The organism is Stenotrophomonas sp. YJH_SMC_20 (genome assembly GCF_059367845.1).
The window spans coordinates 392,501-409,995 of record NZ_JCAFRG010000001.1 but is presented as its reverse complement, the minus strand read 5'-3'; the positions used below and the strand labels follow the sequence as shown (position 1 = coordinate 409,995).

The 17,495-nt window shown below is 67.6% G+C and carries 17 protein-coding genes; 6 read left to right on the top strand and 11 right to left on the bottom strand.

Annotated features, from left to right (window positions below; translation table 11 throughout):
* Positions 1 to 170 precede the first annotated feature (170 nt).
* From AC5P6A_RS01875 to AC5P6A_RS01855, 5 genes are all read right to left on the bottom strand, one after another.
* Positions 171 to 1,427 (bottom strand): cysteine desulfurase, encoded by a 1,257-nt coding sequence (locus AC5P6A_RS01875; protein WP_227844101.1) that lies wholly within the window; start codon positions 1,425 to 1,427, stop codon positions 171 to 173.
* Positions 1,424 to 2,686, bottom strand: a complete 1,263-nt coding sequence (sufD, locus tag AC5P6A_RS01870; RefSeq protein WP_346714661.1) for a Fe-S cluster assembly protein SufD — start codon at positions 2,684 to 2,686, stop codon at positions 1,424 to 1,426. The genes AC5P6A_RS01875 and sufD overlap by 4 nt, the downstream gene beginning before the upstream one ends.
* Positions 2,686 to 3,450 carry a Fe-S cluster assembly ATPase SufC gene (gene sufC / locus AC5P6A_RS01865; RefSeq protein WP_058979323.1) on the bottom strand — a complete coding sequence of 255 codons (765 nt, stop codon included), beginning with the start codon at positions 3,448 to 3,450 and terminating at the stop codon, positions 2,686 to 2,688. Before sufC ends, sufD begins: the two co-directional genes overlap by 1 nt.
* Before the next feature lie 74 nt (positions 3,451 to 3,524).
* On the bottom strand, positions 3,525 to 5,000 hold the full coding sequence (gene sufB, locus AC5P6A_RS01860) for a Fe-S cluster assembly protein SufB (RefSeq protein ID WP_049414162.1): 1,476 nt from the start codon (positions 4,998 to 5,000) through the stop codon (positions 3,525 to 3,527).
* Between the two features lie 17 nt (positions 5,001 to 5,017).
* The gene (locus tag AC5P6A_RS01855) at positions 5,018 to 5,473 is read right to left on the bottom strand and encodes an SUF system Fe-S cluster assembly regulator (protein ID WP_005408436.1); all 456 of its coding nucleotides are present in this window, start codon (positions 5,471 to 5,473) and stop codon (positions 5,018 to 5,020) included.
* A gap of 206 nt (positions 5,474 to 5,679) precedes the next feature.
* Between AC5P6A_RS01855 and AC5P6A_RS01850 the strand changes: the two genes are divergently transcribed.
* On the top strand, positions 5,680 to 6,147 hold the full coding sequence (locus tag AC5P6A_RS01850) for an SET domain-containing protein (RefSeq protein WP_026346957.1): 468 nt from the start codon (positions 5,680 to 5,682) through the stop codon (positions 6,145 to 6,147).
* 161 nt (positions 6,148 to 6,308) lie between these two features.
* Positions 6,309 to 6,851, top strand: coding sequence for a type 1 glutamine amidotransferase domain-containing protein (locus AC5P6A_RS01845; RefSeq protein ID WP_019659400.1), 543 nt, complete (start codon positions 6,309 to 6,311; stop codon positions 6,849 to 6,851).
* Between the two features lie 72 nt (positions 6,852 to 6,923).
* Here AC5P6A_RS01845 and AC5P6A_RS01840 read toward each other — a convergent pair whose 3' ends face one another.
* The 4 genes from AC5P6A_RS01840 to AC5P6A_RS01825 all read right to left on the bottom strand — a co-directional run bounded on the left by AC5P6A_RS01840 (position 6,924) and on the right by AC5P6A_RS01825 (position 9,199).
* Positions 6,924 to 7,520 carry a YceB family lipoprotein gene (locus AC5P6A_RS01840; RefSeq protein ID WP_164144927.1) on the bottom strand — a complete coding sequence of 199 codons (597 nt, stop codon included), beginning with the start codon at positions 7,518 to 7,520 and terminating at the stop codon, positions 6,924 to 6,926.
* Positions 7,521 to 7,602: 82 nt separating this feature from the next.
* Entirely contained in the window at positions 7,603 to 8,151 is a 549-nt protein-coding gene (locus tag AC5P6A_RS01835; protein WP_019659398.1) for a hypothetical protein, read from the bottom strand.
* Between the two features lie 55 nt (positions 8,152 to 8,206).
* Positions 8,207 to 8,515, bottom strand: coding sequence for a DUF3861 family protein (locus tag AC5P6A_RS01830; protein WP_180876278.1), 309 nt, complete (start codon positions 8,513 to 8,515; stop codon positions 8,207 to 8,209).
* 285 nt (positions 8,516 to 8,800) lie between these two features.
* The gene (locus AC5P6A_RS01825; RefSeq protein ID WP_005408442.1) at positions 8,801 to 9,199 is read right to left on the bottom strand and encodes an HU family DNA-binding protein; all 399 of its coding nucleotides are present in this window, start codon (positions 9,197 to 9,199) and stop codon (positions 8,801 to 8,803) included.
* 372 nt (positions 9,200 to 9,571) lie between these two features.
* On the opposite strand from AC5P6A_RS01825, the gene AC5P6A_RS01820 reads away from it, so the two are divergent.
* Positions 9,572 to 10,003, top strand: coding sequence for an OsmC family peroxiredoxin (locus AC5P6A_RS01820; protein WP_134730459.1), 432 nt, complete (start codon positions 9,572 to 9,574; stop codon positions 10,001 to 10,003).
* A 99-nt stretch (positions 10,004 to 10,102) separates the two neighbouring features.
* On the opposite strand, the gene AC5P6A_RS01815 is transcribed toward AC5P6A_RS01820, so the two are convergent.
* On the bottom strand, positions 10,103 to 10,981 hold the full coding sequence (locus AC5P6A_RS01815) for a PhzF family phenazine biosynthesis protein (RefSeq protein WP_180876185.1): 879 nt from the start codon (positions 10,979 to 10,981) through the stop codon (positions 10,103 to 10,105).
* Between the two features lie 113 nt (positions 10,982 to 11,094).
* Positions 11,095 to 11,970: a PhzF family phenazine biosynthesis isomerase gene (locus AC5P6A_RS01810; RefSeq protein WP_180876183.1), complete on the bottom strand. Its 876-nt coding sequence runs from the start codon at positions 11,968 to 11,970 to the stop codon at positions 11,095 to 11,097.
* Between the two features lie 75 nt (positions 11,971 to 12,045).
* Here AC5P6A_RS01810 and AC5P6A_RS01805 point away from each other — a divergent pair, with 75 nt between their 5' ends.
* The 3 genes from AC5P6A_RS01805 to murD all read left to right on the top strand — a co-directional run bounded on the left by AC5P6A_RS01805 (position 12,046) and on the right by murD (position 17,459).
* Positions 12,046 to 14,640 carry a bifunctional aspartate kinase/diaminopimelate decarboxylase gene (locus AC5P6A_RS01805; RefSeq protein ID WP_346474188.1) on the top strand — a complete coding sequence of 865 codons (2,595 nt, stop codon included), beginning with the start codon at positions 12,046 to 12,048 and terminating at the stop codon, positions 14,638 to 14,640.
* 76 nt (positions 14,641 to 14,716) lie between these two features.
* Entirely contained in the window at positions 14,717 to 16,069 is a 1,353-nt protein-coding gene (gene murL, locus AC5P6A_RS01800; protein ID WP_227844104.1) for a UDP-N-acetyl-alpha-D-muramoyl-L-alanyl-L-glutamate epimerase, read from the top strand.
* Complete coding sequence (murD, locus tag AC5P6A_RS01795; RefSeq protein ID WP_495222204.1) at positions 16,050 to 17,459, top strand: UDP-N-acetylmuramoyl-L-alanine--D-glutamate ligase; 1,410 nt, start codon at positions 16,050 to 16,052, stop codon at positions 17,457 to 17,459. Before murL ends, murD begins: the two co-directional genes overlap by 20 nt.
* Positions 17,460 to 17,495 lie beyond the last annotated feature (36 nt).

Below are 17,495 nucleotides of genomic sequence, written 5' to 3'. Positions count from 1 at the left end.
GTGTCTCAAGGCCGTTGATGATGGATGGATCGGCATTAGGGTGAGATTGCCCGTTCCTGGCATCACTCAGCATTTCCCCGTTACGCCTCTGCTTGCTTGCGTCCAGCGCGCAATAAAAAACGCCGCAGTTCCCTGCGGCGTTCTCGTAGTTCCCTGATTCTGGCGAATCCTCAGCCCAGCAGCTTCCGCACCTTGGTTAGTGCGGTCATGAACCGCTCGATCTCGGCATGCGTGTTGTAGAACGCCAGCGAGGCGCGGCAGGTAGCCGCGACGCCGAAGTACTGCAGCAGCGGGTGTGCGCAGTGCTGGCCCGAGCGCACGGCCACGCCTTCCAGGTCGAGCAGGGTCGCCAAATCATGGGCATGCGCACCGTCGATCAGGAACGAGACCACCGCAGCCTTCTCCGGTGCTTCGCCGATGATGCGCAGGCCGTCGACGCGGCGCAGCTCTTCGGTGAAGTGCGCCAGCAGTTCGGCTTCGCGTGCTTCCACGTTCTCCTGCCCAAGCTGGTGCAGGTAGTCGGCAGCCACACCCAGGCCGATGAAACCGGCGATGTTCGGGGTGCCGGCTTCGAACTTGTGCGGGGCATCGTTGAACACGGTGCCGTCGAAGCTGACTTCCTTGATCATCTCGCCACCGCCGAGGAACGGCGGCATCGCGTCCAGGTGCTCGCGGCGGGCCCACAATGCACCGGTGCCGGTCGGGCCGCACATCTTGTGGCCGGTGATGGCGTAGAAGTCGCAGCCGATCGCGGCGACATCGACCTTGCGGTGCGGCACGGCCTGCGAGCCATCGACCACGGTGATGATGCCGCGCTTGCGCGCTTCGCGGCAGATCTCGCGCACCGGGTTGACCGTGCCCAGCACGTTGGAGACGTGGGTGACGGCCAGCAGCTTGACCTCCGGGGTCATCGCCGCGCGCAGCGCATCCAGATCGAGTGCGCCGTCAGGCGTGATCTCGGCCACGCGGATGGTGGCGCCGGTACGCTGCGCGACCAGCTGCCACGGCACGATGTTGGCGTGGTGCTCCATGCGCGTGATCAGGATCACGTCGCCGGCCTTCAGTCGAGGCAGCGCCCACGAGTAGGCCACCAGGTTGATGGCGAAGGTGGTACCACTGCACAGCACCAGGTCGCTGGGCCGCACGTTGAGGAAGCGCGCCAGCGTGTTGCGCGCACCCTCGTAGGCGTCGGTGGCTTCGCTGCCCAGTGCATGCACCGCGCGGCTGACGTTGGCGTTGTAGCGGCGGTAGAACTCGTCCACCGCGCCGATCACCTGCACCGGCTTCTGGCCGGTGTTGGCATTGTCGAAATAGACCAGCGGCTTGCCGTGCACTTCACGCATCAGCAGCGGGAAGTCGAGGCGGACGCGGTCCCAGTCGGGGGCGCCGGTGCGTTCTTCGATCGGGCGCGGCGTGGACAGGTTCATGCCACACCCGCCTCGGCCAGTGCCTTGTCCAGGCGACGTGCCAGCTGCGCACGCAGCGCGTCGGGCAGGATCTTCAGCGGCTCGTGGCAGAACGCGGCGCTCAGCAGTGCCTGCGCCTGTGCCTGCGGCAGGCCGCGCGAGCGCAGGTAGAACAACGCGTTGGCGTCGAGCTGGCCGACGGTCGCGCCGTGCGCGGCCTTCACTTCATCGGCGTCGATCACCAGCGTCGGCTGGGTGTCGATCTCGGCATCGGCCGACAGCAGCAGGTTCTTGTTGGACAGGTTCGCGTCGGTGCCATCGGCGCCTTCGCGGATCTGGATGCCACCATGGAACACCACGCGGCTGCGGTTGGCGGCGACGCCGCGCCACAGCAGTTCGCAGACGGTATCGCGTGCGATGTGGTCGATACCCAGGCGGGTTTCGACGTGGCGGCGGCCATTGCCAAGCAGCACGCCGTTGGCGGTCAGCTGGGCATTGTCGCCTTCCAGGCGCACGTTCAGTTCATGGCGGCTGAGCGCGGCGCCCAGTTCCAGGTCCACGCGGTGGTACTGCGCGTCGCGGGCCAGCACCGCGTCGGTGCGCAGGAAGCTGGTCTGGCGCGCGCCGCCGGCCTGCACGCGGGCGTGCTTGAGCACGGCATCGCGGGCGACATGGGCATGCAGCACGGTATTGTCCAGGTGGGCGGAGTCGCCCACGCTGAAGCGATGCTCGACTACGCCCAAGCTGGCGCCGGCACGCAGTTCGATCAGGTGGCGGTGATGCCAGGCCAGGTCGGTGTCACCGGCGACGCTGGCGAACACCAGCTGCAGCGGCACGTCGACCTGCACGCCTTCATCCACGCGCAGCACCACGCCTTCATCGGCCAGGGCAGCATTCAGGCGGGCGAAGATCTCCTCGCTGCGCTCGTAGCGGCGGCCAAGGAAACGCACGGCGTCTTCGCCAGCGGCCAGTGCGGCCGACAGCGGCTGCAGCTGCACGCCGGCCGGCAGGGCCTGCACGTCGCTCAGTGCGGCATCCAGGCGGCCATTGACGAACACCAGGCGCGGTGCCGGAATGTCCTCCAGCAGGGCGGCGTCCAGCGCCGGGCCCTGCAGCGGTGCCGCAGCGAACGCACGGCGTTCCAGCTGCCGCAGCGAGGTGTACTTCCAAGCCTCGTTGCGGGCGGCCGGCAGGCCGTCACGCAGGGCCGCATCCAGCACTTCGCGGCGCGCATCGCTGCCGCAGAAGGCCTGGGCCATCGAATCAAGCAAGGCGCTCATCAGACCGCCGCCTCGGGCACGACCCGGTCCTTCAGGAAATCATAGCCGTGCGCTTCCAGTTCCAGGGCCAGTTCCGGGCCACCGGTCTTGACGATGCGGCCATCGGCCAGCACGTGCACCACGTCCGGCTTGATGTAGTCCAGCAGGCGCTGGTAGTGGGTGATGACCAAGAACGAGCGATCAGCAGCGCGCAGTGCGTTGACACCATCGGCCACGCTCTTCAGTGCATCGATGTCCAGGCCCGAGTCGGTTTCGTCCAGGATCGCCAGCTTCGGTTCCAGCACGGCCAGCTGGAAGATCTCGTTGCGCTTCTTCTCGCCACCGGAGAAGCCTTCGTTGACGCCACGGTGCAGCAGTTCGTCCTTCAGGTGCAGCACGGCCAGCTTCTGGCGCACCAGCTTGAGGAACTGCATGGAATCGAGTTCCTCCTCACCGCGTGCCTTGCGCTGGGCGTTCAGTGCCGCGCGCAGGAAGTAGGTGTTGTTCACGCCCGGGATCTCCACCGGGTACTGGAACGCCAGGAACAGGCCGGCAGCGGCGCGCGCTTCCGGGTCCTGCTCCAGCAGGTCGACGCCGTCGAACTGCACGCTGCCTTCGGTCACTTCGTAGCCTTCGCGGCCGGCCAGGACATTGCCCAGGGTGGACTTGCCGGCGCCGTTCGGGCCCATGATGGCGTGCACCTGGCCCGGCTGGACGTCCAGCGACAGGCCCTTGAGGATTTCCTTGTCGCCGATGCGGGCGTGGAGGTTTTCGATCTTCAGCATGGTGGGGATTTCCGTGGGGCGGGCCGCGGCCCGCCGGTAAAGAGAATGCGTTTGCGAGGGGCAGGGGCGGGCGGTCAGCCCACCGAACCTTCCAGCGAGACTTCCAGCAGCTTCTTGGCTTCCACCGCGAACTCCATCGGCAGTTCGCGGAACACTTGCTTGCAGAAGCCGTCGACGATCATCGACACCGCGTCTTCCTGGCTGATGCCACGGGCGCGGCAGTAGAACAGCTGGTCGTCGGAGATCTTGGAGGTGGTGGCCTCGTGCTCGACGGTGGCGCCCGGGTTCTTCACCTCGATGTAGGGGAAGGTGTGGGCGCCGCACTGCTTGCCGATCAGCAGCGAATCGCACTGGGTGTAGTTGCGCGCGCCATCGGCGTTGCGGTCCACCCGCACCAGGCCGCGGTAGGTGTTCTGGCCTCGGCCGGCGCTGATGCCCTTGCTGACGATCTTGCTCTTGGTGCGCTTGCCAACGTGGATCATCTTGGTGCCGGTGTCGGCCTGCTGGCGGTGATGGGTCAGCGCTACGGAGTGGAACTCACCGACCGAGTCGTCGCCCAGCAGCACGCAGGACGGGTACTTCCAGGTGATCGCCGAGCCGGTTTCGACCTGGGTCCAGGTGACCTTGCTGCGCGCGCCACGGCATTCGGCACGCTTGGTGACGAAGTTGTAGATGCCGCCGACGCCGTTCTCGTCGCCCGGGTACCAGTTCTGCACGGTGGAGTACTTGATCTCCGCATCTTCCAGCGCGACCAGCTCGACCACTGCGGCGTGCAGCTGGTTCTCGTCGCGCATCGGCGCGGTGCAGCCTTCCAGGTAGGACACGTAGGCCTTGTCCTCACACACGATCAGGGTGCGCTCGAACTGGCCGGTGTGGCCGGCGTTGATGCGGAAGTAGGTGCTCAGCTCCATCGGGCAGCGCACGCCCCTGGGAATGAACACGAAGCTGCCATCGGAAAACACCGCCGAATTGAGCGCGGCGAAGTAGTTGTCGCCCACCGGCACCACGGTGCCCAGGTACTGGCGGACCAGCTCCGGGTGCTCCTTGATGGCCTCGGACATCGAGCAGAAGATGATGCCCTTCTCGGCCAGTTCCTTGCGGAAGGTGGTACCGACCGACACCGAGTCGAACACCGCATCCACCGCCACGCCGGCCAGCTTGGCGCGCTCGTGCAGCGGCACGCCCAGCTTGTCGTAGGTGTCCAGAAGCTCCTTGGGCACGTCATCCAGCGAGGCGTACTTCGGGCCCTTCGGCGCGGAGTAGTAGCTGAGCGCCTGCAGGTCGATCGGGGCGATCTCCAGCTTGGCCCAGTCCGGCATCGGCATGGTCAGGAAGTGGCGGTAGGCGTCCAGGCGCCACTGCGTCATCCACTCCGGCTCGTCCTTCTTGGCCGACAGGGCACGGATGGTGTCCTCGTCCAGGCCCGGCGGCAGGGAGTCCGACTCGATCTCGGTGATGAAGCCGGCCGAATACTTGCGGCCGAGCTGCTCGTGGATCTCGCGGTTGGGGGTGTCGTCGTGGGCGACGTTTTCGATGGTTTCGGTGGCCATGGGGGGCTGCCTGCGGATCAGGAGACGACGTCGACAGCGATGGTGCGGCGCTGTTCGTCATCGGCAAGGGGGAGAGGGGGCAGGATCTGGGCGAGGGTGACATCGCGCAGGGCCTCGGAGACCACGTCGTTGATCAGCCGCCAGCTGCTGCGCGCGCCGCACTTGGGCGCCATGCCGCACTGGTGGTGGTCGTGGCTGCATTCGGTCAGGGCCAGCGGCCCTTCCATCGCTTCGACCACTTCGAACAGCGAGATCTCGATGGCCGGGCGGGTCAGGCGGTAGCCGCCACGGACACCGCGCAGGCCTTCGACCAGGCCGGCCTGGGCCAGTGGCTTGAGCACCTTGCTGACGGTGGGCGGCTCCAGGCCGGTGAATTCGGCCAGCTCGGTGGCACTGAGCACCTCGCCCGGACGGGCGGCAAGCACGGTCAGTACCACGGTGGCGTAATCGGTGAGCTTGGTGACACGCAACATGGGGATGCGAGTGGTTCTTAAAGCGGACTGAAATTGTACGCTTTTATTCGCTGCCATCCAACCCGGGCATTCAGCCGGCGCTGGGCCGGGCGGGAGGACGCGCCGGGCCGTTGCCGGGGCGCCATGCTGCGCTACCCGGGTGATTTTCGCAATCACCCGGAATGGGCGAGAATCCAGGTTCCATCCGCTGCAAACAGCCCGTGCCGATGCCGAAGAAGATCCAAGCCCGCAAGTCCGCCATCCATGGCAACGGCGTGTTCGCCGTGGCCCCGATCAAGCAGGGCGAGCGCGTGATCCAGTACAAGGGCCTGCTGCGCAGCCACGGCGATGTTGATGCCGATGACAGCGGCGACGTCGAAAGCGGCCACACCTTCCTGTTCACCCTCAACGACGACTGGGTGATCGATGCCAACTACAAAGGCAATGACGCGCGCTGGATCAACCACAGCTGCGAGCCGAATTGCGAGGCCGTGATCGAGGAAGACGAGGACGGCGACAGCCGCGGTGACAAGGTGTTCATCGAGGCGCTGCGTGACATCACGCCCGGCGAGGAACTGACCTACAACTACGGCATCACTCTGGCCGAGCGTCACACTGCCAAGCTGAAGAAGATCTGGGAGTGCCGCTGCGGCTCGCCCAAGTGCACCGGCACCATGCTGCAGCCCAAGCGCTGACCGGTACCGGGTAGGGCCGGCCGCTGGCCGGCATGGCGCGATGCAGGTGCCGGCCAGCGGCCGGCACCACCTGGAGCTCTCCACCTGCCGTGCACGGCAGGGTCACTGCCCTGCAAGGGCCGTTCTTCCATTCTGTCGGCACCCCCAACCGGAGTGCACCCATGGCAGAACGATTGAAGGGCAAGCAGATTGCCATCCTTGCCACCCACGGCTTTGAACAGTCCGAACTGACCGAACCCAAGCGGCTGCTGGAAGCCGAAGGCGCGCGCGTCAGCGTCGTGTCGCCTGCAAAGGAGGCGACGATCAAGGGCTGGAAAGAGAAGAACTGGGGCGACGCCGTTGCAGTGGATATTCCGCTGGATGAGGCCGATCCGGCCAGCTTCGATGCCCTGGTGCTGCCGGGAGGGGTCATCAATCCGGACACGCTGCGTACCGACGAGGCTGTACTCGGCTTTGTCCGCGCAGTAGACGAAGCAGGCAAGCCTGTGGCGGCGATCTGCCATGGCCCGTGGCTGCTGATCAACAGTGGCCTCGCCGATGGCCGCGCGCTGACGTCCTGGCCGTCCCTGCAGCAGGATCTGACCAATGCGGGGGCGAACTGGCGCGATGCCGAGGTGGTGGTCGACGGCAACGTGATCACCAGCCGCAAGCCGGATGACATTCCGGCCTTCAGCGAGGCGGTGGTAAAAGCACTTGCCGCGTGATGCCTTGCCGGTAGTGCCGGCCCCTGGCCGGCACGCAAGTGAGACGCGTGCCGGCCAGCGGCCGGCACTACCTTATTTGCCCAGCAGGCCCGCTGGCACCAGGTTGCCCAGGTTCTGGTTGAAGGTGACCACCAGCTTGCCGTTCTTCACCTGTGCCGACTGCACCTGCAGGGCGCCGAGCATGCCGGCCACGGCCGGGTCCAGCTTGTAGATCGGCTCCCGCTGGGCGTAGTCGCTCAGCCAGGCGTTGAGCAGGCCGCGGGTACGGGAGTCGAGACGACCGCCCTGGTTGGCCGGGGTGAAGTCATCCACGCTCGGCTGCTGCAGGTGGAACCCCTGGGTCTGCGCGTCGTAGCGCAGGCCGCTGCTGAGCTTCACCGTACCCAGTTTGGCCGGATTGCCACCGGCAGTGGCCAGTGCCACGTCCATGCCAAGGTTCAAGCGCTCGCCGGCCGGGAGGCTCAGCTGCGGGTGGCTCATCGTCAGGGCGATCAGGCCGCCGAGCGCGTCCTGCGTGCGCGGGAAGCTGCCATCAAGGTACTGCTGTACGTCGCTGGCACCGACCGACAGTTCCCGGCCGGAAATGGAAGGCGCAGCCTGGGCGCCGATTGCAGCGGCGATCAGCACGGTGGAGGCCGCGAGGCGGGTCATCAGGGAACGCAGGCGCATGGCAGAGACCGATGGATGCGGAATGGATGGTTCAAAGAGTAGCCTTGCCGGCTGAATCGCGCGTGCATGCCGCCGCAACGGTTCAGTCCAGCGATGGCCGCAGTTGTGCCGACTGGATCTGCCAGGCGCTGCCGTCGGCGCTGGGTTGCACCCGGTACCAGCCGCCGAAGCGGAAGGTGCCCTCAGGAGTCACCGCGCGGATCCGCACCGGAACCTCCAGCAGCTGAGGCGGCTGGTGGCCGTCGCGCGCGATCGGCAGCTCGCTGGTCAGGCGCAGGCTGCGTACGTCCGTCAGCTGGCGCAATGCGGCATCGTCAGCGCGCCGGGCATCGCTGGGCGGGAAAGTCCACGCGGCGTCGGCGGCCTTGCGATCGCGATTGAGCAGGGCCATGACATACGCGTTGAGCATGGCCGCGGGCAGCTCGGCGTCGGCCGCGACGGCGGCAAACAGGGGATCAACATCGATGGCCCGCGCAGCCGCTGCATCGCTTGCTGCGGCGGTCTGTGGCTTCGTGCTGGCAGTCGTCCTGGCCGCTACCGGCGGTGCGGCATCCGCTGCGTCGGATTGCGATGGCGGCCTGGAGCAGGCCAGCAGCACCAGTGGTGCGATCAGTATCAGGAACCTGCGCATGCCAGCCTCCTCCCCGAGGCGAACGGAAGGAGGCAGTGTATCGGCTGTGCGGCGATCAGCGGGAGGAGGGCAGCTGTTCCAGTGCATCCAGCGCCGGCAGCACCTGCGCGGCGATGGCGGCCAGGGCATGGCCTTCTGTTTCGGCGTGGCGCTGCACGATGTCGCGCAGCAGCTGGGTGGCGATCACCAGGGTCGCGCGCTCGTCGCCGCTGACGCCAGCGGTGCGCGGCGCCGCTTCCAGCAGGCGCATGAGGTCTCGGCTGGCGCGATGTTCCAGTTCGATGGTGCAGCGCCCGGCGCACTGCAACCCGTCCTTTTCGATGGGGGTCACCGAGATCCGGTAGCGGGTGGAGGGGCTGGCCATGAGGATGTGCTCGCCGTAGCTGTGGAGGATGTGCCCACCATAGGCAAGGCCACGGCCGGCGGCGACGGCCACCGCTGCACGCAGTGTTCCACCCGGTACGTTCCGGGGCCTGCACAGGGCGCGCCTGCCAGTGACGGCGGGCCTGAGCGGTCGTTTCCCGATATGCGGCAACGCTGTGTTGCGGATGGCCCCGGGGCGGCGCATCCACGCATGGCGCGGGAAGCGCGCAAAAAAAAAACGGGACGGCCAGAGCCGTCCCGTTGCAATCCGCGTTGGGGCGCGCGCTTACAGCGCGGCGTCCTTCAGCTTCTTCAGCGGACGCACCTTCAGCTTGGTGGTGGCCGGCTTGGCAGCGAACCACTGCTCTTCCTTGGTGAACGGGTTGATGCCCTTGCGCTTCGGCTTGGCCGGCACATTGACGGTGGTGATCTTCAGCAGGCCCGGCAGGGTGAACGAGCCAGCGCCCTTCTTGTGCACCGAGGAGGCGACGGCGCTTTCCAGCGAGGCCAGCACAGCGCGGACGTCCTTGGCGACGACGCCGGAGGCTTCAGCGATGTGTGCAACCAGGCCGGACTTGGTCAGCACTTCCTTGATCGGCTTCGGAGCGGCCGGCTTGGCGGCTGCCTTCGTCGCGACTTTCTTCACTGCCTTCTTCGGGGCAGCCTTCTTAGCGGTCTTTGCCATGGTTTCCTGTTCCGTGAACGGTTGGTTGTTTGGTCGGCGCCGAACCCCGTCGGCAAGCGCAATGTAGGGCAACTCTTGGGCGCCGCCAATAGCCCGAAGCGCGGAAAGTGCATGTTTTTTCATATCCAGGCCGATTCAGTACATGGCCGGCGGTGGGGGCTGGGGGCGTGTCAGCGTGCTCGAAGCCCGCCGCCTGCCCATTGGTGCACTGCGCGAAACCACTGAAAACAAGAGGAAAATGCGTTGCGCGCTGGCGAGGAAGTGTCCATCTTCCGGGGTCGGGGGCGACGTGGGGCGTGCGGCGGAGCGACGCAGGGCTAACGCGTGGCATGCGAGGGTGGCCGTTCATCACCGCCACGCAGGAGCAGCACAATGGGAATCTCGCGACACGCCACCGCGCACTGGGAAGGCGATCTGAAGTCGGGCAAGGGGCAGCTGAGCACGCCGCAGAGTGGACTGCTGGACAACACCCGCTACGGCTTCAACAGCCGCTTCGGCGACGAAAAGGGCACCAATCCAGAAGAGCTGATTGCCGCCGCACATGCCGGCTGTTTCACCATGGCGCTGTCGGCCAAGCTCGGCGAGGCTGGCTTTACCCCGGCCTCGCTGGACACCGAAGCCAAGGTCGACCTGTCGATGGAAGGCGGCCCGCAGCTGTCGCAGATCCGGCTGAAGGTAAAGGCGGTGGTGCCTGGCATCGACGCGACGCAGTTCCGCGCCATTGCCGATGACGCCAAGCAGAACTGCCCGGTGTCCAAGGCGCTCAGTGCGGTGCCGATCAGCCTGGAAGCCGAACTGGGCTGAGCCGACGCATCTGTAGAGCCGAGCCCATGCTCGGCTTCTGCAGCTCCCGTGATCTGGCCGGAGAGCAACCGAGCGCGGGCTCGGCTCTACAGTGTCCCTTTACCAATCGATGGTGCCGGTGATGACGGTCTGCACCTGGCCGCCTGACCATACCTCGCCATCCTCATCGACCAGCAGGGTCAGGCGCGCGTCATGGCCGACTTCGCGGCCCTGGCTGACTTCGAACGGCGTCCGCCCACGCGGCAGCGCGTCGCGCAGGTCCAGCCATGCGGCAAGCACCGCATTGGCCGCACCCGAGGCGGCGTCCTCGAAGCGGCGACCGTTGCCGACGAAGGCACGCACGGCCAGATCGAATCCCTCACCGCCATCGCTGAAGGCATAGGCGAACACGCCCATGCTGTCGGTGGACTCGGCCAGTGCGGCCACCGCATCCCAGTCGGGTTGCAGGGCGCGCAACGCGGCTTCATCGGCCACCTGCACCACCCACCAGCTACGCCCGCCCTGCATGCGCGCCGGCGGCAACGAACCCAGCGGCCAGCCCCTCAGTGCAGCCTGCAGGCGTGGATCGCAGGCCTCGGCAGTTTCGGCCAGCTGCGCGCGCGGGGTGCGGATGGCGATGCGCTGTTGCGTACCCTCACCGCTGACGCGCAGCGGCAGCGCGCCGGCAATGCCGTCCTGCACCAGCACACCGTCAACCGCTCCGGCCAGGCCCACCTGCAGCACCGCATGCGCGGTGCCGACGCTGGGGTGGCCGGCGAACGGCACTTCCTTCTGCGGGCTGAACATGCGCAGCCGGTAGCTGGCACCGGCTGCCTGGGGCGGGAACACGAAGGTGGTCTCGGGCAGACGCGTCCAGCGCGCGATCGCCTGCATGCTGGCGTCGTCCAGGCCGTCGGCATCGAGTACCACGGCCAGCGGGTTGCCAGCGCCGGCGCGCGGGGAGAACACATCCAGCTGCAGGAAACGGCGGGTGGTCATCGGGGCGAAACTCCAGGATCGGTTGGCGCGCAGCTTAACGCGCGGTTGTAGAGCCGAGCCCATGCTCGGCTGTGTCGGGGTGTGAGAAGAAGCAGCCGAGCGTGGGCTCGGCTCTACAGCCAACGGATCTGGCCGTCGATGACCGGCTGCACCTGGCCGCCGATCCACACCGCGCCCTGCGCGTCGACCTGCACCTGCACGCGGCCATCGCGGCCCACTTCGCGGCCCTGGCTGGCCACGTAGCGGCCCTCGCGGCCGGGCAGGGCATTCCGCTGCCGCAGCCAGGCGCCTATCAGCGCATTGGCACTGCCGGTCACTGGATCCTCGGGCACGGCGGGCGCATCAGCGGGGCAGAAGGCACGCACCACGCGGGTGTGGTCGGAGCTGGCCTCGTCGGCGAAGACGGCCAGGCCTGTAGCGTCGGTGGCGAGACTCCAGGCGGCCAGCGCGGCCATGTCCGGTGCCAGCCCGCGTACGGCGGCGGCGTCGCGTAGCGGCAACAGCCACCAGCGCGCGCCGTTGTCCCAGAGTTCGGGCACGTGCCCGTTGGCGGCGAGGGCCAGCAGTGTTTCGGGTGCTCCGTCCGCGGCCGTGTCCAGTTGCCGTGCCGGCGGGCTGGCCAGCTGGATCTCCAGTGCCTCGGCCGGGCCGCTCACCCGTACTGGCAGCAACCCTGCCACGCACTGCTGCAGCAGGGCGCCGTCGCGAGGCTGGGCCAGGCCGCAGGTCACCGCCGCCCAGGCGGCGCCGACGCTGGGGTGGCCGGCAAACGCCAGCTCGCGGGTCGGGGTGAAGATGCGGATGTGGTAATCGGCGCCGGGCGCGGTGGGGCGCAGGAAGAACACCGTCTCTGAGAGGTTCAGCCAGGTAGCCAGGGCCTGCATCTGGCGGCTGGAGAGCCCGTCGGTGTCCAGGATGGCGCCCAGCGGGTTGCCGGTGCCGGGGCGGGCGGCGAAGACATCGAGCTGCAGGTAACGGAGGACGGCCATCTACGGGGATATTGCGCTTAGAATCAAAGGTTCCGCCCCCGAGGGCGGCTTCCCCACATTCTACATAGCCAATCCATGTCAGCTTCCCCCCTTGTCGATCGTTGGATCGTACTGAAGTTCGGCGGCACTTCGGTGTCGCGTCGTCACCGCTGGGACACGATCGGGAAGCTGGCGAAAAAACGCGCGGAAGAGACCGGCTCGCGCGTGCTGGTGGTGGTATCGGCGCTGTCCGGGGTCACCAACGAACTGACCGCGATTGCCGACGGCGCGCCCGATAGCCGGGACCGCGTGGCAGCGCTGGTCGAACGCCATGAAGGCTTCCTGGCCGAACTCGGCCTGGGTCGCGAGGTGCTGGCCGAACGGCTGGCCGCGCTGCAGGGCCTGCTCGACGATGCGCGTGCAGCCACCCGTCCGCTCGACTGGCAGGCCGAAGTGCTGGGCCAGGGCGAGCTGCTGTCCTCCACCCTGGGCGCGGCCTACCTGCGCGCCTCGGGCCTGGACATGGGCTGGATGGATGCCCGCCAGTGGCTGGACGCGATGCCGCCGCAGCCGAACCAGAGCGACTGGTCGCAGCGCCTGTCGGTGAACTGCCAGTGGCGCGCAGATGCGGAGTGGGTGCAGCGCTTCCGCGCGCAGCCGACCCGCCTGCTGATCACCCAGGGCTTCATTTCGCGGCATGCCGATGGCGGTACCGCCATCCTCGGCCGTGGTGGCTCGGATACCTCGGCGGCGTACTTCGGTGCGCTGCTCGGCGCCAGCCGGGTGGAGATCTGGACCGATGTGCCGGGCATGTTCAGCGCCAATCCCAGGGACGTGCCGGACGCGCGCCTGCTGACCCGCCTGGACTATTACGAAGCACAGGAAATCGCCACCACCGGCGCCAAGGTGCTTCACCCGCGCTCGATCAAGCCGTGCCGCGATGCCGGCGTGCCGATGGCCATCCTCGATACCGAGCGCCCGGAACTGCCGGGCACCAGCATCGATGGCAGCGCCGCACCGGTGCCGGGGGTGAAGGCGATCAGCCGCCGCAACGGCATCGTGCTGGTGTCGATGGAAGGCATCGGCATGTGGCAGCAGGTCGGCTTCCTGGCCGATGTGTTCAACCTGTTCAAGAAGCACGGCCTGTCGGTGGACCTGATCGGTTCGGCCGAGACCAACGTCACCGTGTCGCTGGACCCGTCCGAGAACCTGGTCAACACCGATGTGCTGGCCGCGCTGTCGGCCGACCTGTCGCAGATCTGCAAGGTGAAGGTGATCGTGCCGTGCGCGGCGATCACCCTGGTGGGCCGCGGCATGCGCTCGCTGCTGCACAAGCTGTCGGACGTGTGGGCCACCTTCGGCCGCGAGCGCGTGCACATGATCTCGCAGTCGTCCAACGACCTGAACCTGACCTTCGTCATCGACGAGGCCGATGCCGATGGCCTGCTGCCGATCCTGCACGCAGAGCTGATCGACAGCGGCGCGATGCCGGTGGAGGAGACCGAAGTGTTCGGCCCGCGCTGGCGCGAGATTGCCGGCACCGTGCGCCCGCGCGGCACGCCGTGGTGGCGCGGCCAGCGTGCGCACCTGCTGCAGCTGGCCGATGCCGGTACGCCACGCTACGTCTACCACCTGCCGACGGTGCGCGCCCGCGCCCGTGCACTGGCCGCAATCAAGCCGATCGACCAGCGCTACTATGCGATCAAGGCCAACAGCCACCCGGCCATCCTGCAGCTGCTGGAAGCCGAAGGCTTCGGCCTGGAGTGCGTGTCGCACGGCGAGCTGAAGCATGTGTTCCAGCACCTGCCGGAACTGTCGCCCAAGCGCGTGCTGTTCACCCCCAGCTTCTGCCCGCGCAGCGAGTACGAGGCGGCGTTCGCGCTGGGCGTGACCGTGACCGTCGACAACGTGGAAGCGCTGCAGCGCTGGCCGGACCTGTTCCGCAACCGCGAGCTGTGGCTGCGCGTCGATCTGGGCCGGGGCGAGGGCCACCACGCCAAGGTCCGTACCGGTGGCAAGGAGTCCAAGTTCGGCCTGCCGATCGCCCGCGTCGACGAGTTCGTGCGCGCGGCCACCGAACTGGGCAGCCGCGTGGTGGGCCTGCATGCGCACCTGGGCAGCGGCGTGGAAACCGCGCAGCACTGGCGCCTGATGTGCGATGAGCTGGCCGGTTTCGCCCGCCGCATCGGCAGCGTACAGACCATCGATATCGGGGGCGGCCTGCCGATTCCGTACAGCGACGAAGACGAACCCTTCGACCTGGACGCCTGGGCCGAGGGCCTGGCCGAGGTCAAGGCGCTGCACCCGGCATTCCGCCTGGCGATCGAGCCGGGCCGCTACCTGGTGGCCGAATCGGGCGTGCTGCTGACCCATGCCACCCAGGTGGTGGAAAAGGACGGCGTGCGCCGTGTCGGCCTGGACGCCGGCATGAACGCACTGATGCGCCCGGCGCTGTACGACGCCTGGCATGACATCGAGAACCTCAGCCGCCAGGGCGGTTATGCCGAAGCGGCGTTCGATGTGGTCGGCCCGATCTGCGAATCCAGCGATGTGTTCGGCAAGCGCCGCAAGCTGCCGGTGTCCACCGCGCCGGACGACGTGATGCTGATCGCAGATGCCGGTGCCTACGGCTATGTGATGGCCAACACCTACAACCAGCGGATGTTGCCGCGCGAAGACGTGATCGAATGATCACCATGCGCGCCCTGCACCCGCCCACCGACACGCCCCGCGCCCTCGCGCGGGCCCGTGCCTGACCGGATACACCATGACTGCTTTCGACAAACACCAGGTTTCCCGCTTCCGCTTCGTCCGTTGCGACTTCGCAGCGGATACCGGCGTGGCCCGGCTGGTCTACGCCTTCGACGACGGCCCGGAGATGGTGGAAACCATCACCGTGCCCGGTGCCCCGTTCGCGCTGGACGAGGCGCGCGCCGCCGCCGTGCAGCGTGCGCTGCAGCTGCTGCACCTGATTGCCGGCGTCAGCTACTACAAGGCCGGCGTACCGGATACGGTCAGCATCGACAGTTACAGCATCGATGCCGATACCGCCGCACTGGTGGAGACCATTTACCTCAATGGCCTGGGCGAATTCGCCTACCGCAACGGCCTGAACCTGCGCGGCCGCTTCCGGTTGCCGGTGCAGGGCGAGGCCGTGCAGGCGCCGGCGCTGGGTCTGCGGCCGCACGCGCTGGTGGCCATCGGCGGCGGCAAGGATTCGCTGGTGAGCATCGAAGCGCTGCGCCGTGCCGGCGTGGACGAGACCGTGACCTGGATCGGTGGCTCGCAGCTGATCCGTGCGTGCGCTGAGCGCACCGGCCTGCCGACATTGAACCTGGGCCGCACGCTGGCGCCGGAACTGTTCGAGTTGAACCGCCAGGGCGCCTGGAACGGCCATATCCCGGTGACGGTGGTGAACTCGGCAATCATGGTGCTGGCCGCGTTGCTGCACGGCGTGGACCAGGTCGTGTTCTCCAACGAGCGTTCGGCCAGCTACGGCAGCCAGATTCCGGGCACCGGCGAAGTGAATCACCAGTGGTCCAAGGGCTGGGCCTGCGAGCAGGCGTTCGGCAGCCATGTGCGGAAGTACGTGGCGGCGGACCTGCAGTACTACTCGCTGCTGCGCCCGATGTCCGAGCTGGCGGTGGCCCGCCAGTTCGCCAAGACCGATTTCTACGATGCGCACTTCTCCAGCTGCAACCGCAATTTCCACATCCTCGGCGAGCGCCCGGTGAACCGCTGGTGCGGCGTCTGCCCGAAGTGCCATTTCGTCTTCCTGGCGCTGGCCCCGTTCATGCCCAAGACGCGCCTGGTGCGCATCTTTGGCCGCAACCTGCTGGACGATGCCGAACAGGCCGGTGGCTTCGACGCGCTGCTGGAATTCCAGGACCACAAGCCGTTCGAGTGCGTGGGCGAAGGCCGCGAATCGCGTTCGGCGATGGCGACCTTGGCGCAGCGCCCGGAATGGAAGGAAGACCTGTTGGTGAAGCGCTTCTGCAATGAAATCCAGCCGCAGCTGGATGCCGCCGAACTGGAACTGGCGCCGCTGCTGCAGCTGCAGGGCGAGCACCGCGTTCCGGCTGCGCTGTGGGACCGGGTGCGTGAAGATTTCGAAGCTTGAAGGAAAGCGCGTCGCGCTGTGGGGCTGGGGCCGCGAGGGCCGCGCCGCGTTTGCGGTACTTCGTGAGCGCCTGCCCACGCTGCCGCTGAGCCTGTTCTGCCCGGCGGCCGAAGTCGGGGCCGCACGCGTGGAAACACAGGGCGCCCTGAACGTGCGTGGCGAGCCTTCCGCTGAAGCGCTGGCCGCGTTCGACGTGGTGATCAAATCGCCCGGCATCAGTCCCTATCAGCCGATCGCGCTGGCGGCGGCAGCGCAGGGCACCACCTTCATCGGCGGCACTGCGCTGTGGTTCGCCGAGCATGCGGCTGACGATGGCATCGTGCACGACACCGTGTGCGTGACCGGCACCAAGGGCAAGAGCACCACCACCGCGCTGGTCGCGCACCTGTTGCGCGCGGCCGGCCACCGTACCGGACTGGTCGGCAACATCGGCCTGCCGCTGCTGGAGGTGCTGGACCCGCAGCCGGCGCCCGAGTACTGGGCCGTCGAGCTGTCCAGCTACCAGACCGGTGAAGTGGCGCGCAGTGGCGCCCACCCGCAGGTGGCAGTGGTGCTGAACCTGTTCCCGGAACACCTGGACTGGCACGGCAGCGAACAACGTTACATCGAGGACAAGCTGCGGCTGGTGACTGAAGCCGCACCGCGCATCGCCGTGCTCAATGCCGCAGATCCGCACCTGGCGGCACTGTCGCTGCCCGAGAGTGAGGTGGTCTGGTTCAACCAGCCGCAGGGCTGGCACATGCGGGGCGACATCGTGCATCGCGGTGAGCAGGCCGTGTTCGATACCCGTAACACGCCGCTGCCGGGCCGTCACAATCGCGGCAACCTGTGCGCGGTGCTGGCCGCGCTGGAAGCGCTGGGCCTGGATGCGGTGGCGCTGGCACCGGCGGTGCAGGATTTCCGTCCGCTGCCGAACCGCCTGCAGCGCATTGGCGTGGCCCATGGCCTGACCTACGTCAACGATTCGATCAGCACCACGCCGCATGCCAGCCTGGCCGCGCTGGAATGCTTCGCCGGGCAGCGCATCGCGCTGCTGGTGGGCGGGCACGACCGTGGCCTGGACTGGACCGATTTCATGCAGCACATGGCCCACGACGTGCCGCCGGTGGAGATCGTGACCATGGGCAGCAACGGCCCGCGCATCCATGCCATGCTGCAGCCGCTGGCCGATGCCGGCCGCTTCGGTCTGCACGCGGCGTCGGATCTGCCCGAGGCGATGGCGCTTGCACGCGCGGCGCTGGGTGCGCAGGGCGGGGTGGTGCTGCTGTCGCCGGGCGCGCCCAGTTTTGGTGCCTACCGCGATTACGTGGCGCGTGGCCGTCATTTCGCCGAGCTGGCCGGGTTTGACCCGGACAGCATCAGCGCGATTCCGGGGTTGGGCATCGCCTGATCCGCCGGATCGGGGTCGGATCCCTTTCCTCAGGAA